Annotated in this window: 18 protein-coding genes and 1 riboswitch; of the genes, 4 read left to right on the top strand and 14 right to left on the bottom strand. The window is 41.1% G+C overall.

What is annotated here, in order from left to right; translation table 11 throughout:
- Window positions 1-2: 2 nt before the first annotated feature.
- The 10 genes from ABHC48_RS12290 to ABHC48_RS12245 all read right to left on the bottom strand — a co-directional run bounded on the left by ABHC48_RS12290 (window position 3) and on the right by ABHC48_RS12245 (window position 8,032).
- A complete protein-coding gene (locus tag ABHC48_RS12290) occupies window positions 3-437 on the bottom strand; it encodes a TadE/TadG family type IV pilus assembly protein (RefSeq protein ID WP_243284520.1) in 435 nt (144 codons plus the stop codon).
- Complete coding sequence (locus ABHC48_RS12285) at window positions 434-844, bottom strand: prepilin peptidase (protein WP_187566134.1); 411 nt, start codon at window positions 842-844, stop codon at window positions 434-436. Before ABHC48_RS12285 ends, ABHC48_RS12290 begins: the two co-directional genes overlap by 4 nt.
- A gap of 28 nt (window positions 845-872) precedes the next feature.
- Complete coding sequence (locus tag ABHC48_RS12280) at window positions 873-1,670, bottom strand: hypothetical protein (protein WP_195699635.1); 798 nt, start codon at window positions 1,668-1,670, stop codon at window positions 873-875.
- An 80-nt stretch (window positions 1,671-1,750) separates the two neighbouring features.
- Complete coding sequence (locus ABHC48_RS12275) at window positions 1,751-3,250, bottom strand: DUF5702 domain-containing protein (RefSeq protein ID WP_195699634.1); 1,500 nt, start codon at window positions 3,248-3,250, stop codon at window positions 1,751-1,753.
- A 44-nt stretch (window positions 3,251-3,294) separates the two neighbouring features.
- Window positions 3,295-3,474: a Flp1 family type IVb pilin gene (locus ABHC48_RS12270; protein WP_118578007.1), complete on the bottom strand. Its 180-nt coding sequence runs from the start codon at window positions 3,472-3,474 to the stop codon at window positions 3,295-3,297.
- Between the two features lie 79 nt (window positions 3,475-3,553).
- Window positions 3,554-4,570: a type II secretion system F family protein gene (locus ABHC48_RS12265; protein WP_173770901.1), complete on the bottom strand. Its 1,017-nt coding sequence runs from the start codon at window positions 4,568-4,570 to the stop codon at window positions 3,554-3,556.
- A gap of 3 nt (window positions 4,571-4,573) precedes the next feature.
- A complete protein-coding gene (locus ABHC48_RS12260) occupies window positions 4,574-5,326 on the bottom strand; it encodes a type II secretion system F family protein (RefSeq protein WP_173719046.1) in 753 nt (250 codons plus the stop codon).
- Window positions 5,323-6,516 (bottom strand): ATPase, T2SS/T4P/T4SS family, encoded by a 1,194-nt coding sequence (locus tag ABHC48_RS12255; protein WP_118578010.1) that lies wholly within the window; start codon window positions 6,514-6,516, stop codon window positions 5,323-5,325. Before ABHC48_RS12255 ends, ABHC48_RS12260 begins: the two co-directional genes overlap by 4 nt.
- Window positions 6,513-7,526 (bottom strand): hypothetical protein, encoded by a 1,014-nt coding sequence (locus ABHC48_RS12250; RefSeq protein WP_118578011.1) that lies wholly within the window; start codon window positions 7,524-7,526, stop codon window positions 6,513-6,515. The genes ABHC48_RS12255 and ABHC48_RS12250 overlap by 4 nt, the downstream gene beginning before the upstream one ends.
- Window positions 7,523-8,032, bottom strand: a complete 510-nt coding sequence (locus tag ABHC48_RS12245; RefSeq protein WP_118578012.1) for a prepilin peptidase — start codon at window positions 8,030-8,032, stop codon at window positions 7,523-7,525. Before ABHC48_RS12245 ends, ABHC48_RS12250 begins: the two co-directional genes overlap by 4 nt.
- 274 nt (window positions 8,033-8,306) lie before the next feature.
- On the opposite strand from ABHC48_RS12245, the gene ABHC48_RS12240 reads away from it, so the two are divergent.
- Window positions 8,307-8,927, top strand: a complete 621-nt coding sequence (locus tag ABHC48_RS12240; protein WP_173719044.1) for a GDSL-type esterase/lipase family protein — start codon at window positions 8,307-8,309, stop codon at window positions 8,925-8,927.
- A 289-nt stretch (window positions 8,928-9,216) separates the two neighbouring features.
- Window positions 9,217-9,972 (top strand): GNAT family N-acetyltransferase, encoded by a 756-nt coding sequence (locus tag ABHC48_RS12235; RefSeq protein WP_118578831.1) that lies wholly within the window; start codon window positions 9,217-9,219, stop codon window positions 9,970-9,972.
- Between the two features lie 210 nt (window positions 9,973-10,182).
- Here ABHC48_RS12235 and ABHC48_RS12230 read toward each other — a convergent pair whose 3' ends face one another.
- Window positions 10,183-10,743, bottom strand: coding sequence for a folate family ECF transporter S component (locus ABHC48_RS12230; protein ID WP_173718422.1), 561 nt, complete (start codon window positions 10,741-10,743; stop codon window positions 10,183-10,185).
- Between the two features lie 86 nt (window positions 10,744-10,829).
- Window positions 10,830-10,931: riboswitch (THF riboswitch) on the bottom strand.
- A gap of 526 nt (window positions 10,932-11,457) precedes the next feature.
- Between ABHC48_RS12230 and ABHC48_RS12225 the strand changes: the two genes are divergently transcribed.
- On the top strand, window positions 11,458-12,615 hold the full coding sequence (locus ABHC48_RS12225; protein ID WP_195699633.1) for a hypothetical protein: 1,158 nt from the start codon (window positions 11,458-11,460) through the stop codon (window positions 12,613-12,615).
- On the opposite strand, the gene ABHC48_RS12220 is transcribed toward ABHC48_RS12225, so the two are convergent.
- Window positions 12,596-13,486, bottom strand: coding sequence for an amidohydrolase family protein (locus ABHC48_RS12220; RefSeq protein ID WP_334285798.1), 891 nt, complete (start codon window positions 13,484-13,486; stop codon window positions 12,596-12,598). The two genes, ABHC48_RS12225 and ABHC48_RS12220, sit on opposite strands and share 20 nt — an antisense overlap.
- Before the next feature lie 3 nt (window positions 13,487-13,489).
- Window positions 13,490-13,639, bottom strand: coding sequence for a DUF6783 domain-containing protein (locus ABHC48_RS12215; protein WP_334285800.1), 150 nt, complete (start codon window positions 13,637-13,639; stop codon window positions 13,490-13,492).
- Here ABHC48_RS12215 and ABHC48_RS12210 point away from each other — a divergent pair.
- Window positions 13,571-13,774, top strand: coding sequence for a DUF6783 domain-containing protein (locus ABHC48_RS12210; protein WP_334285799.1), 204 nt, complete (start codon window positions 13,571-13,573; stop codon window positions 13,772-13,774). The two genes, ABHC48_RS12215 and ABHC48_RS12210, sit on opposite strands and share 69 nt — an antisense overlap.
- An 11-nt stretch (window positions 13,775-13,785) precedes the next feature.
- On the opposite strand, the gene ABHC48_RS12205 is transcribed toward ABHC48_RS12210, so the two are convergent.
- Window positions 13,786-14,940 (bottom strand): alanyl-tRNA editing protein, encoded by a 1,155-nt coding sequence (locus ABHC48_RS12205; RefSeq protein WP_195699632.1) that lies wholly within the window; start codon window positions 14,938-14,940, stop codon window positions 13,786-13,788.
- Window positions 14,941-15,052: the final 112 nt, after the last annotated feature.

The following is a 15,052-nucleotide window of genomic DNA, read 5'->3' as shown; positions in this document are numbered from 1 at the left end:
TTTTACCCCTTCAGCTTATTTGACACCTCAGAAAGTCCCTTTACTTTTCGGATCCAGGTTACCGGTTTTATTACTTTTACACTTCCCTTTACCTGCAAATGACTGTTAAATCCTCCATATAAGGAAAACATATCAAGATCATACGTTACCTGCACTTTTTTTCCTTCGCTGACCTGAAGTTTCAGGTTTTTGCTTTCATAAAATCCAGAGTTTCCAAGTTCTTTTCCTTTTTTTAATGCTTTATCACGGCTTTTCCCTTCTGGCCGTGCCGTTTCCAGACTGCCGTCAAGAGCTGCTTCGTAAGCCGCGGCTGTGAGCCAGACCTTATTATGTACGTAAAAAAACAAATACAAAGTTATCATCACAACCAGCAAAAGCAACGGCATTAAAAGTGCTGCTTCTATTGTCATGCTTCCCTTTTTTATTCTCTTTTTCAATAAATTAAACCTCCAATATATCCCAACATAAGGAATGGAACGAAAGGCATCTCAGTCTTTTTCCCTTTGCCTGACAGAAATAACACCACAATCCCCCAAAAACAGCAGCAAAAAAGTCCCAATAAAAATGCTGACAAAAGTTCCTCAAAAGGCAGTACTGTCCCAAGCGACAGAAATAAAAGACCATCTCCCATCCCGACAGCGCCTTTCGAGATGATACTGAGCCCGATCACAGCGGCCCCCATACAGACATTCCATACCAGATTCACACTCACAGTTCCAAGAAAACATGCTCTTACCATTCCCACAATTCCAAATACACCAATTGACAAAAGTGAAACTTCTCTTGTGTGTATATCTTTCCAACTGTTAATTCCAAGAAATGCAAGAATACAAATTCGTTCCATTATTTTATTCCCCTTCCATTTCTTCTTGTTAACCACATCGTTTACATGCATGCAGATTACCAGCTTCCGACTCTTTTACCAGACGTACGGACCTTTTTAAGCCGCTGCAATTTTTGTCATTATGATAACGGTTTCCAGATTTTGTGATATAAACTGTACTTCCTGGAGCTTGCCCTCTACTGCAGCTTTCACATGCATGATATTTCTCTCCATTTTCATTTCGTTTGGAAGAAACATTTCCACCCGACACTTTAGTAACCGACAAATTAAGGTGACTGCAATTCAGCTTTTTGTGATACACCGAACCTGAAACCGTTACATACACCATATTTTCCGGTTTTTTATTCTCTTCACTATTCCCATTTCCTCTGTCCGCGCCAGTCCAGGCATGAACCCTCACCTTGTTATACTGCCATTTAGCCGGAAGCGGTATCAATCCGCCAATTGGCTTGTATTTGTAAACATCAGGAAGCGTAATTTCTTCTACTCCGTCGCCTCCCACCACATACGCATACATTCCGGCTTCCTTTGCACTCTGGCACAGTTTGCTCAAGTGTTCCGTCTGAATTCTGTATACATCCATAAAATGTATCATTGTCACCATTCCAAAGAAAAAGAGTGGAAGGGCAAAGGCCGCTTCTATCGTGAAACTGGCTTTTTTTACCTGCTCTTTTATTTCTTTCCCAAAGGCGCACAAAGACACTTTTCCGAAAAGACTTCTGGCAGAAAACGGGGACTTTCTGACAGACCGGATTCCCAGAGAACTCTTCCTTCTTGTTCTGCTCCTTAGAGCCTGTATATCTTTTCTCTTTTTTCTTTTAATCAATTTTCCATCTCCTTTCCGGGAAAGCATCCTTCTGCGCCTTTCTTATATAGTAATATGGCAAAAGACAATCTATTTTCCAGCTAAATATAGTGATATTCCCGCGTTACGGTAAACACTTTTCTTTTATTTGCCTTTACATCCACAGAAGCCTCCAGTGCAGTAATGCAATGATCCAGACAAAATTCATTCCAGTCTTCCATCTCCCGAAACGAACTTTCAATCATATCCATACCCCTTTTAACTTTTTGCGCCTTTGAAGTTGTCAATAAAAATATCTGCAAATAATCCTCATAGGATAACCCGTTTACATCGTTTTGCCTGTCCGTATCCAGCTTATCTACCAATGCCGGTAGCCCCTGCAGCGACAGCTGCCAGTTAGAGGCATTCTTAGTTAAAGGCACTTTTCCGCCGGCAAATAGCTCTCTTACATCCAGAATACTTTCAGCAAAAGCCCAGCATAGGATCAGCGCACCTTCAATCACCACAACTGCCGGTGGAATAAGAAATGCGGCTGCAATTGCCGCTGCCATGGCATGAATCTGCCCCATCATAAGCGCATCTGAAACCAGATATGCAACATTAAGTCCTTCCCGAACCATCAAAAGTTTTTTCGCTACATCTTTCAAATTTGCCTCATCACTGTTTTTCTTTCCAATAATGTACTCAATCTGATAGCTTAAGCCGCTCTTTCCTGGTTCTATATAGTTTCCCAGTTTTTCCATAAGATATTGCTGATACAAAACCTGGGAAAGCATACTTCCATCTGCTTTTACGGAATCCTCCATTGCCAATCCTGTTTCAAGTTTTCTTCCTGAAACCAATTCTTTAGTTTTTACCTTTTTGTCAGAAACTTCTTTTCCAAAAGGGAGAACCAGATCCAGAAGTCCCATTTTTCGTACTTTTCGAATTACTGGAATAGGATTTTCAACTTTTGCAGGAGGATTCTTTTCTGTCACAGACGGAAGCATTTTCCCATCTGTAAACCCATCCTGCCCATTCTGCTGTTCCTGTTTCTTTTTTTCTTCCAGCAAAGCCTGACTTTTTTGTTGTGCAGTATCCATTTCACTTTCATAATTTTCAATGGTTCCTTTACTTTCTATCTCATTGCCTTGTCGCTCCGCTTCAATTGTCTTTTTCTGCATATCTTGAATTTTGTTTAAAAGGAGCTTTGCCCCATGGCTTCCAAGAGTTTCTTTCATGTATTGGACTGCCTGCTGATAAAAGACTTCACCTTCTGAATCTGTCATCAGAAGATAACCGGAAATGCCACCCTGCTGTACTGACAATTTCTGACTATTTTGCTTCATCACAGGCTTCATATAAGATTCCAGATTATCATATATAGAGGCCAGATTCATTTCCTTTCCCCCACAGGCTCCGTCAACAGCGAACAAGTCAAAATCCTTTAAAAGGGACTTGTTATATTGTCCAAATAAAGAATACAGTCCAATATCCATCCCATTCAAAATCTGAGTTCTGGCCGCAGCCATTCTTGCTGACTCGAGTCCTGAGCTCAGCAGGGACAGAATAAGTCCAAGGGTTAAGGCCAGAAAAACAGTAATACTTCCTCTTTTTACCATGGCGCACCTCTCCTTTTCAAATCATTTTGTTAGTTGGAAATCATTTAAATAGAATTACTTTGCTTTGTGATCTTTGACAGAATATTCTTCACAAGACTGGTCAACTGGTCTTTAAAAATCATGACCAGTGCAATAAGAACTACAAGGATCAGAATAATTTCCACAACGCCTACAGCATCTTCTTCCCACAGAAATTCTCTCATCAGTCTGCGCAGTTCGCTCATATTTCTCACCTCCCTCAGCCTGAAAAATTTCCTTTGGCACTTTTCTTTTTAAATATGAAAATCGGCCTTCGGATTGGATTTATCCATAAAAGGACAGACAGGCCGGCAGCATAACAATAGCCATTACAACGCCTAGCATCAGTATCATTGGGAATAACAATTTGGTAGTTGCCGCTTCTCCTTGAACTTTTGCTTTTCTTTTCCTGTCATCCCAGGCTTCCACAGATTCTTTTTCCAGCATTTCTCCCATATGGCGGCTGCCTTTCTGAAGATTCTGGATCAATAATGTTGCAAATGTTTTATATTTTACATGTCCGCACCTTTCACCAAAGCGGCGATAGGCTTCCATTTCTGAAATTCCACTCTCCATTTCATGGCAGGCAGTAACAATCTCTTCATATGCAATACGTTTTTCATTTTTGTTTTTATAATCCGAAGCCATCTTCCTAAACGTATTTCGAACAGTCATTCCAGCCTGCACCAACAAGGTGAACTTCATGATCAGTCCCGGATAGTCCATCATCAGTTCTTCATATCTTTTCGTTCTGGCTTTCTGCTCTTCTCGCGCAATTATAACAATCATGACAAATGCTGCTGCAAGGAAAATTGCTGTCAACATGTTTCCGGTAGTATCATAAGGTATTTTCCACTCCAGTTTTCTTCCTTCCCAGTCAGATGGAAGATAATAATACTCAGAGTCTTCCAGTTCGCTGTTATAATTTGCTACAAATTCCAAAAGCTTCTGTTCTTCGTCTTCCTCTTTCGTCAACACTTCCGGCTGCCCGGTATCTTCCTTTTCCAGTTCTTTTTCCGGGATCTGTACATAGACACTGCCTGTTTCTTCTCCTTCCACGGATACCATAAATTTTTCTTCATAAGCATTTTCCTCCTTTTTCAACTCATAACCGTCTTCAAATACCTGTCCGCCACCTTTTGTCCAAGTCAGCAGTCCTCCTGTTATATTTCCTGCCAGAGCAACCACAAGAAACATCTTTCTGCCTTTTACCGTACCAATGTTTTCTACATGGATCCAACCTAAAGTACTGCATACGGTCAAAAGCAATAATATAACAAAAATGACAATATGGAGCCACATCAACTACACCTCGATTTCCACAATTCTTTTCCCCATCCAGTAAGCAGCTCCATATACTGTAAGACAGACTGTCATTGCACAGATTCCAAATGGATTTCCGTAGAGAATATCCAGAAATCCCGGTGATGCCAGCTGCAGATAAAGAATAATTCCTGCCGGCATAAGACTCATGATCATCTGTTCCGACTTCTTCGCAGCCAGAGTCGCTTCAATTTCTTTTTTTACATCAATCTTATCGCCCAGCATTCGAGCCACTTTCTGAATTACATTTCCAAGATCACCACCGCTTCTTTTTGCTGTATACAAAACTGAAGCAAAGTTTTCAATATCCTCAACCTTACAGCGCTGCCCAAGATCCAGAAATAATTCTTCTACCGGCACACTCACTCTCTGTTGTGTCTCTATATAACGAAATTCAGCTACAATATCTTCATTCTTCGGATATAGCTGCTCTAGATCACGCACACAGGCAGAAACTGCATTTTCCACAGAATATCCAGCCTGTACCGCCACACTCATAGAATTCAATGCATCCCGAAACTGATAATTAAGGCGCCGTTTTCTTTCTCTGATCATCTGTTTCTTCTTCCACTTCAGAAAGAACACAGAAACCGGAACCACAAGTAACATTACCCAAGGTGTTTGATAGAACAAATAATCTACAGCACCACACAATGCTGCACTTTCTCCTATATATTTTAAAATTTCTTTCTGAGAATATCTGTATTTTCCATAATCAACTTTCTGCCTGATCATAATTTCACCCCCGCCCGTTCCAGTTTTTCTCTGTGCAGGAGAGGCTCCACAGGCACCAGACCACACCCATCCTGCCATTGATACAATGGTTGTATCCTGATTTCACCATCCGCATACGCACATACTTCTGAAACTTCCAGAAGTTTTCTTGATTTATCGCGCATACGTCCCAGATGCACCAGAATATCTACGCCAGAGGCGATCTGCCTTCTTACCGCCTGAAGCGGCAGATCCAGTTCCGCCATCAATGTCATTATTTCCAGTCTGGCCAGCATATCACGGCAACTGTTTGCATGAGCTGTTCCAAGACTGCCTTCATGCCCAGTGTTAAGTGCCTGAAGCATATCCATAGCTTCCCCACCCCGTACTTCTCCTACGATTATTCGATCCGGTCTCATACGAAGTGCAGACTTAATAAGATCTCTTATACTTACTCCCGGTGCTCCGTTTATGGTCGCTGTCCGGGCTTCAAGGCGCACCAGATTTGCAATCCCTTGAAGCTTCAGTTCTGCATTGTCCTCAATAGTGATAATCCGTTCATCTTTTGGTATGTACTCTGACAAAGCCCCCAGGAATGTGGTCTTCCCACTTCCCGTTCCTCCGCCAATTACAATTGAATACCGGGCCCTTACCAGTTTTTCCAAAAAGGACGCGCACTCTGGAGTTATACTTCCCAGTTCAATCAGCTTTTCCATTGTAATTGGAGTATCCGGAAAACGTCTTATTGTCAGAATTGGACCATTTAATGCTACCGGAGCCACAACCACATTGACTCTGGCGCCATTTTCCAGTCTGGCATCTACTATAGGAGATGATTCATTCACAATGCGATTGCATTTTCCCACTATCTGTTGTATCACATCCTCCAGCTTTTCCTGATCTGTAAAAGACTTCGGCCACCTTGTCAGTTTTCCTTTTCGTTCTACAAAAATAGAATCCGGACCATTCACCATAATCTCAGTTACAGTTTCATCTTCGATCAATTCCTGTAATACATCAAGCTTCCTGACGGAATAAAACAGTTCCTGGCGAAGCTGCACTTTTTCTTTCAGGCTCACTCCTGATTCCCGCAGAGTGTTTACGATCAGCTCATCAATCGTTTCCAGAATTTCCTGGTCTGTAAGTTCCCGGTAAACATCCAGCTTCTCCATGAGCATTTGTCTCAGTTTGCGAAAGATTTCCTGACTCATTCCTTTTCCTTTCTCAGAATTTCCCTGACATAATCTCCAAGTTCACTCCACAGCAGCCCTTCAATATAATTCTCCGGTGCCACGTTTCCTCCATGAAAAGGCGGGCGTACCTTTACAGTTCTGGTAAGAATCTGCGGATAATCCCAGATTCTTATCAGGTTTTCGAATTGGGCAATCTTGGATATGGATACCGGATCAGACAGCACTGGCATATAAATTCTCCGGCACATATCCAGAACTTGAAAAGTCCCATCTACAGCCCCTCCAATATCCAGAATCACAAATTCGTAATTGCTGTGAAGTACAATCTCCTGTATCAGTTTTTCCCAGTCTTCCCATGCAGTTCCTCGTATGTCCTCTGGCGTACGTACAGGCGGAATGAAATCCAGATTGTTTATTGTCTGTACCATACTGTTCATCTTATAAATCAGATTTCCATTTTCCTGCCGTACAAAATAAAGAAGATCACTTAAATTCTGTGCGAACCCTTTTCCCAACATTTCTTCAAAGCCGGAGTATTCCTCCAGATTCAGATAAAGAACAGCTCTTTCTTTTGCCAGAATCTGTCCTAATGTAAGTGCAAACGATGTTTTCAGGCAGCGCCCCAAAGGAGAATATACTGCATAAATTTCCGTGGTCTTTTTCAGTACAGGAAAAACAGCCGGAGCTACTGCTTTCTCGGCTCCGTAACACGCCATCACTTCTCGCACAACATCTGAAGAGGCCTGATATTTATACACACTTGGATAACGGTCCAGATCCGGTGGGTGCACGCCTTCCGAAAGTATAACAATTTTACCAATTTCCAATTCCTGCACCTGACGGCACATAGCCTTCTGGGAAATCAGCAGCAACTCTATGTGATTCATTTTCCCATAGGCGATCAGACTCTCTACGTTGGTAAATGCCTGAATCTCAAATGGGATATTTTTCTTATGATTAAGATAATCCATAAAATTCAAGGCATAATCCACCTCAAGATCACAGACAGCAAAAATATTCTTCTTCAATAGACACCTCCCGCATAAAGCAATGCACTTAAAAATATAGGAACTGTGAAATGAAAGTTTTCCAACGGCATACCGCTTTTGTAATAGGGTTCTCTTTTTCCTGTTTTGAAATAAACACTGATGTAATGTAATAAGTAAAGAATTCGCTGGCAGACAATGCCGCTTGAAATCATAAGAGCAGCTGATATGACAGCTCCAATCAGAAAGGAATAGGAAATGCAATTGAGAATTTTCGTCGGTCCTATCATGCTTCCAATAACACTCAAGAGCTTGATGTCTCCGGCTCCCAGCATTCTGAATATGAATAAAATCCCCAGAATCAGTATCGGTACCAGCAGACCGCATATCCAAGATCCGAGACTGCTAACATCCATTTTCCATATTCGCGTAAACAAACTGACCAATACACAAAAAAGCAGCCAGCCATTGTCTACCTTCGCTCTCTGAATATCCATCAGAGCGGCGCAGCCTGCCGCTATAGCAGGAAATATTCTGTAAAAAAGCATAGACGTACCATCCCTTCTTTTACATAGGTTTACTAATAACAGGAGGCTATCTTGAAGTATTTTAGAGCCTGTTTGAGAAAGGCTTTCTGTATTTTATCTTTCGTAGAATAGGGAATAGTCGATCTGAAAAGATGACCTTCGATACCAGATGACTTCTGGTGAGTCTTATTATAGGTTCTCTATCTCCATTTGTCCAGTCTTTTTTTTACAAATTTTTCTAAAAAAACTATAAACCTTTTTGTTCTTGCAGTATAATATTAACGGAGGTAAAATTATGACAATATTAACATGTCTTGGTGACAGCATCACCGATTGTGAACACTGCTTTTCCAGAGATTTCCTTGGCAATGGCTATGTAAAAATGCTGTCAGACTGTCTTAAAAGGGACGGCTCAGACTATCAGGTACGCAATTATGGCACTGACGGCTTTACTATAAACAGACTTCTGCAGAGAATTCAGGGTGATTCTGATTTTACAAGTGATATTATAACAATTTTAATCGGAATTAATGATATTGGATTAATAATGAATACGGACAGAACACCGTTTCAGCAGAGGAATATGCTTTTTTCTTTTTACAAATGCTATGCAGATCTTATAACAATATTAGCAAAATCGAACTCGCGCATTATTTTAATGGAGCCTTTTCTTTTTCCCTGGCCTGCCTGTTATAGAACCTGGCTTCCTTTTCGCCAGAAAATATCACAAATGATCCACCAGCTATCAGAACAGTTTCAAATTTCTTATCTTACATTGCATGAGGAATTGAATGAAAAGGCGCGTCGTTATGGATATTCAGAAATTACTACAGATGGGATTCACCTTACTGAGCAGGGACAAAAATTTCTGGCAGACAGATTGTATAAATTAATTTGCGGCTATTCACCGTACTAGTACATCGTTTTCGAAATAACTATACCACTCACTTGTCTGTGAATCCGATTGCACAGGTATAAAAGCCTCGGCGTAGCCCGCTACGCCTGCGTTTTTATACCTGCACACTCGAATTCACATCCTACGCGATTGGTATAGTTATTTACGAAACGATGTACTAGAGCGTGTTTGAAAAAGGCTTTCTGCAAGATGTGTAAAAAGCAATCTGTCTTATAACAGACTATTTTCAGTTGCATTGCTGGATACAATTATGTATAATGACCCTAAACTTATAAAAGAAGGTTTTTTTATGGATAAAATCATTAAAGAAATTGAAGATATGTCACTAAATGCATGGCCCTCCCATAAAATGGAGCTTTATGATGGATGGATTCTCCGTTTTTCCTATTTTTATACACATAGAACAAACAGTGTGGAGCAGTTCGGAACTTCTACCCTTTCCTGGAGGGAAAAGGTTTCTTTCTGCGAAGCAGAGTATGCCCGACTGGGCAGCCCTGCAATTTTTAAGATCAGTCCTCTGGTTTCTCCGGATTTTGATTATCTTCTGGAAAACCGCAACTACGAAATCCAGCATACAACAAATGTTATGGCAGCCTCACTGGATGGAGCAGATCTTTCTGCGCCTTGCGATCTGGTAACTCTTACTGACGATATTCCAGATATTTGGATTGAAAGTCTTTTTGATCTGAAAGGCACCATTAATCCTGTTCACCGTGCTGTAGTTCCATCCATGTATCATGCCATCGTAAAAGACACCGTATGCGCCTCCATCTGGAGTAACGGAAAAATTATTGCAACCGGGCTTGGCATTCTGGATCGAAATTATATTGGATTGTACGCTATCCATGTTCGCGAAGATTTCAGACACAAGGGTTATGCTCGTCAGATTTGTACTGCACTTCTAAAAGAAGGAAAAAAGAAAGGCGCAACTAAGGCCTATCTTCAGGTAGTAGAGGGAAACACTCCAGCACGTAATCTTTATGAATCACTTGGACTTCATTATCTCTACACCTATTGGTTCCGGGTTCAGACACATACAAACTGAAAACTTTTCAGAGCATGTTTAAAAAAGGCTGCGATCAGTGTTTATCCTGATCACAGCCTTTTATTTGGGAATCGTATTTTTTGACTTATTCAACAAGTTGATTTCTCAAACAATCAACTTTCCAGTAAGTGCATTGCTTCATAATCCATCTTATGCCATATTATTTAATTTGGGGTTTTGTATATAATTCAGCTCCTGGACTGCTGCCATTTATACGGTCTTCTTCTCCAGCTTAGCAGGTCTTATGTTTCCTACAACCATGCCTGTAAGCGGGCTGAAATAAAGAAGACTGGTAAGTACGCAGTAGATTGGAGTCATGATTGCAAACTGTACAAGACGTCCTGGCATAATTGCATAGAAGTTTGCTCCGATCATTACCAGTCCTGCAGTGGTCAGTCCAAGTGTTCCCACTACGCCAGAGACTGCAATTGCGACACACATAACAACAGTCTTTACTTTTCTGTTCTTTTCAGCCATTAGTTTTCCAGCCAGTCCGGGGATCACACCCCAGGCAACTGCTGATAAAGTAATCAGTGGATTAACTCCATAGCCTTTCATAAAACATCCAATGATATCGGCAACAGCACCTTCTACACCACCAGCTACAGGTCCCATCCAAAGACCTGCCAATACAGTGGCGACAGTCCCCAATGTAATTCGATATACACCAAGATCAATTACCAGAACGCGTGACAGCACAAGCTGGATTGCTACCAGCAGTGCAAGGAATACAAGAGTCTTAACACTCCATGTCTGTTTGTTTTTACGCATAAAAAAAACACCTCCATAATGATTAAAATAACAGAGTAGTTACCATAAATAATAATCCCTCCACATTATGAGATGTTCTCACATGTAGCAACGGGTGCGGAAAATATATCGTAAACAGTCCTGCTGCTTTTCGTTTCACGGCGACTCCCCAGCCAATGAACACTTGACGCATAAATTCCTACTTCGCTATTATTTATTTAAAATGATTATAGCACAAAATATAGAAATTTCAATATGTATTTGTTATAATATTCACATAAATAAATTAGTCGTTACTGTTTACTGGTAACGTTCCGCGAGTGTTTTTTGTGAACAAAGTTCACAGAAAACCCGAGAATCTTAGCGCGAAATCATGCGAATGCATGATTTCTGTGCATCGCGAAGCGCGTTACTGTTCACTGACAAATGTTTGTGCATACTCTCCTCTTTTTCGCATATTCTAAGAATATCTTCCCTTATATAGGAAAAATATTTGACAAAAAGGAGTGTTTCTATGAATATAAAATCCACAAACAAATCATCCTGCCAAAAACAGTCGCCACTACAGAATCCTTACAATGTTTTTTATAATAATTACATGAATACAAATGCTACTACAGAATGTACAGGACTTGGCTATCGTATGCCAGATAACTCGGAGGAATGGAATGCATACCGAGAGGTTTTCGATTTTCTTCCTGTACCATTTCCGGATTCGGAGGATACAAAGCAACAATGAAAAATTTCACAAAACTATTACTTGGCTCTTTGGTACTGTTCTCTCTGTCAGGATGTACTGCCGGTGATATAATCACCAGCTATACTTCTACTTCTGATCAGAGTGAAACCACCTTACAGAACACTTCAGAAACGCCCAAACAGCGTGTTTATATGGATGAAATCAAAGGAACCCTTAAGGATTTCACCGGTGCCACCCTGACTATGGAAAGTCAGGAACAAACTTACGTTTTTGATCTTTCTGAAGCAACTTTGGAATGCGAAGATGGCATGATCACTGGAGATGAAATCAGTGTCATTTATGAGGGTCAGCTCTCTAACAAGGATACCAGCACTGTAAAAGCATTGAAAGTAGTAGACGACTTTCACAAAAAGAATCAGCTGGAAGTACGAAAGGCCTATGGGGAAGTACAGAGTCTGACTCCAAATACCATTACCATAAAAAATAAAAAAGGCAAAACAGCCACCTATCCAATCACTGGAACTGAACAATATTATCAGAATGGCATCCGCACCGGTGTATGGGTATACATTCATTTTAAAGGCAAGTTTGCTTCCAGTCAGGATACCCAAAGTTCTTCTCTTAATGCCAGTCATCTGAAAGTACTAAGCATTTCAGATATTGATCCGCTTACACTTCCAGATCCAACACCAACACCAGATCCTGCACAGGTTTCTGCCGATGACTCAGCAAAAGAACAGCAGATTCATGCAGAAATTCAGAATATTTCCCTGAATACACTCACAGTTCTTCCCTCTGGCTCTGATAGCACAATAAATGTAGACTTGTCTCAGATTCCTTCTTACTTTAAAGGTGGAACAGCGCCAGGCTCCTATGTAACCATAACTTGCACTGGACAATTTCAGGGAAATTCACTGGATGGTGTTACTGTTACAGCAGTCACCGGTGATGATCCGGATTCTCTTGGAAGCCGGGAAATTACCAGCTCAGTCAGCGGTACAATTATAGGCCATACAGCAAATACCGTCACACTTCAAACTGGCGATGGCGCAACCATAACCTGCTTTACAGAAGGGGCAAAGGATACCTCCACCAGTAATATGGAATCCGGCGCAAGTATCTGCATTACCTTTGATCCTACAAAATCCAAAAATTCCAACATTTATACATCTATCAAGATTCAGGACGCCTGAAGGTGTCCTGAATCCTTTTCTCTCCATCTGCCAGCCAGGCTCTCACATCCCCGGATTCTCCCAGAATGTCCATAAATGCCTGGTATTCATCCATTAAGCCCTTCCCATGTAAGACCATATAAGCTCCTGCATCACTTCCAAGAGCCACCTTTGCTCGGTACTTGTATGCCAGACGAAGGTTCTTTGTGGCCAGTTCTATAATAGGATCAAGCACTGATTCCTTATATCTTCCACATCCACGAAGATTTCGAATTGTCACAAGAGTAGGAACCCATACACTATCACTGTCAGCTAATTCTCTGATTGTTTCCGGATCAATATAATTTCCATGTTCTACTGAATCCACACCAGCTTCCACAGCTGCCTGTACACCATAAATTCCATTGGTATGGCTCATCACCGCCATCCCTTCTTCATGGGCGATATGTACCATCTCACGGACTTCTTTCCTGTCTAAAGGCGTTCCGGTAATCTGTCCATGGTTATTAAAATCCAGAAGTCCCGTGGTCATAATTTTAATAAAATCTGCCCCTTTGTTTTTCGCTTCTTTCAAAAGGACATGGTATTCTTTCATAGTGTCAAAACCTTTTCCCACGATAGAGCCATAGTGTCCATTTTTATGGATGGCAAAAATAGGAGTACGATAATCAATTCCATATTCTGGTGCCAGTTTCCTGGCTCTTTCCGATATTCCTAATGCATCTCCACCATCTCTTACAAAGACAATCCCCAGCTCTTCATAAGCTTTCAAATGTTTCCGTATCACTTCATCGTTTACATGATCCTTATGAATAGAAATTGCATCTTTATAATTCAGTCCATCCATGATCAGGTGCGCATGACACTCTCCAAACATTTCTTCATATAACACTGATTATCTTGAAAAATAATTCAGCTTTTCCTTTCTTCCGCAGAGCGTGTTTGAAAAAAGGACTTCTGCAAGATGTGCGTCACAATTTGTGGGAGATTTTGTCCGGAGGAGGGCGTCGTAGCGGGCTACGACAACCGAATTCGGGCAAAATATACCGCAAAGTGGGGCGTACAGATTGCGAGAATGCTTTTTCAAACACGCTCTAATACGGATTTTTTCCAATCCTCTTCTATTATTTATTGCAACTATTCAGCGGGTGCTATTCCGCAAGGTACTTTTGCCAAGTAACTGAACAGTTGCTATTTATTTTCGAAAAAGGCTCGAATTTCTTTCTCGGAAGCCTGCACAGACCCCTGTACAAAGAAAGGCTTACCGCCTCCCCTGCCATTCAATACTGCATTCATCTCTTTCGTAAACTGACGTAAGTCTCCGTCTTTTTCTCCCATAGCATACTTATAGCTTCCATCTGCATTCCTGGAGAATACTGCACAGCGCCCCTTACAAACCTGTAAAATTGCATCTGTAAGCTTCTGAACGCTTCCTGCTTCCATTCCTTCCTGGAATAAAAGCACATTTTCTTTTTCTTTCCATTTAGCAGCTTCGCCAACGATAAATTCTTCTTCTAACGCATGTACTCTTCCCTTCAGAACAAAATTTTCATCCTGAAGCCTTGCTACCGCTGACGCTGTTTTGTCCATTTTCGCAGACAGCTTCACGGAAATCTGACGATTCTGTTCGTTTACCATGTTCAGATAATCAAGCACTCGCTTACCTGACAGCATTTCCATACGAACCCCCTCACGGAATTTCACCACAGAAAGCAGCTTCACCATTCCAATTTCTCCAGTACGCGCCACATGAGTTCCGCAGCATGCGCAGGTATCTGCTCCTGGGAAGCGCACAATACGAACCCATCCAGAAAGCTCTTTCTTGCTTCTGTAATCCAGATTTTTAAGTTCCTCCTCTGTAGGATAAAAAATCTCAACTTTCTGATTTTCCCAGATAATCTGATTCGCTTTCGCTTCGATTTCGGCCATTTGTTCTTCATCCAGCATTCCGCTGAAATCGATGGTGATCACATCGCTTCCCATGTGGAATCCCACATTGTCATATCCAAATGCTTCATGTACCAGCCCACTTACAATATGCTCTCCGGAATGCTGCTGCATAAGATCAAATCTTCTGCCCCAGTTAATTTTTCCTATTACATCCATACCGACTTCCAAAGGCCCATCTGTATAATGAATTAGCTCTCCATCCTTCTCATGAACTTCCTTAACATTTATTCCGCCTAATATACCGGTGTCACTGGGCTGTCCGCCTCCTTCTGGATAAAAAGCTGTCTGGTTTAAAATTATTTCATAGCCTTTCTTGCTCTCACGACACTCCAACACCTTGGCGGTAAATTCTTTTTTATATACATCTTCATAATATAACTTTTTTGTCTCGTACATAAATGCTCCTTCTTTCATAAATTAAACAGCAGGATTTATTTCTATCTTTTATTCACGAAACTGATTATAGTCTATTTATGCTCTTCCCGCAATTTTTATTTTTTCTTTGTAT

Source organism: Ruminococcus sp. 1001136sp1, from assembly GCF_039841815.1.
GTDB lineage: Bacteria > Bacillota > Clostridia > Lachnospirales > Lachnospiraceae > Blautia_A > Blautia_A faecis.
Note: the sequence above shows the minus strand (reverse complement) of the source record. Positions and strands in the feature narration are given on the sequence as shown.

Bases quoted from the DNA above. Each gene is read 5' to 3' on its own strand.
- ABHC48_RS12265 (WP_173770901.1), bottom strand. From the start codon at position 4,570: ATGTGGCTCCATATTGTCATTTTTGTTATATTATTGCTTTTGACCGTA.
- ABHC48_RS12255 (WP_118578010.1), bottom strand. From the start codon at position 6,516: ATGAGTCAGGAAATCTTTCGCAAACTGAGACAAATGCTCATGGAGAAG.
- ABHC48_RS12230 (WP_173718422.1), bottom strand. From the start codon at position 10,743: ATGCGTAAAAACAAACAGACATGGAGTGTTAAGACTCTTGTATTCCTT.
- ABHC48_RS12225 (WP_195699633.1), top strand. From the start codon at position 11,458: ATGAAAAATTTCACAAAACTATTACTTGGCTCTTTGGTACTGTTCTCT.
- ABHC48_RS12205 (WP_195699632.1), bottom strand. From the start codon at position 14,940: ATGTACGAGACAAAAAAGTTATATTATGAAGATGTATATAAAAAAGAA.
- ABHC48_RS12275 (WP_195699634.1), bottom strand. From the start codon at position 3,250: ATGGTAAAAAGAGGAAGTATTACTGTTTTTCTGGCCTTAACCCTTGGA.
- ABHC48_RS12260 (WP_173719046.1), bottom strand. From the start codon at position 5,326: ATGATCAGGCAGAAAGTTGATTATGGAAAATACAGATATTCTCAGAAA.
- ABHC48_RS12245 (WP_118578012.1), bottom strand. From the start codon at position 8,032: ATGCTTTTTTACAGAATATTTCCTGCTATAGCGGCAGGCTGCGCCGCT.
- ABHC48_RS12270 (WP_118578007.1), bottom strand. From the start codon at position 3,474: ATGAGCGAACTGCGCAGACTGATGAGAGAATTTCTGTGGGAAGAAGAT.
- ABHC48_RS12240 (WP_173719044.1), top strand. From the start codon at position 8,307: ATGACAATATTAACATGTCTTGGTGACAGCATCACCGATTGTGAACAC.
- ABHC48_RS12235 (WP_118578831.1), top strand. From the start codon at position 9,217: ATGGATAAAATCATTAAAGAAATTGAAGATATGTCACTAAATGCATGG.
- ABHC48_RS12285 (WP_187566134.1), bottom strand. From the start codon at position 844: ATGGAACGAATTTGTATTCTTGCATTTCTTGGAATTAACAGTTGGAAA.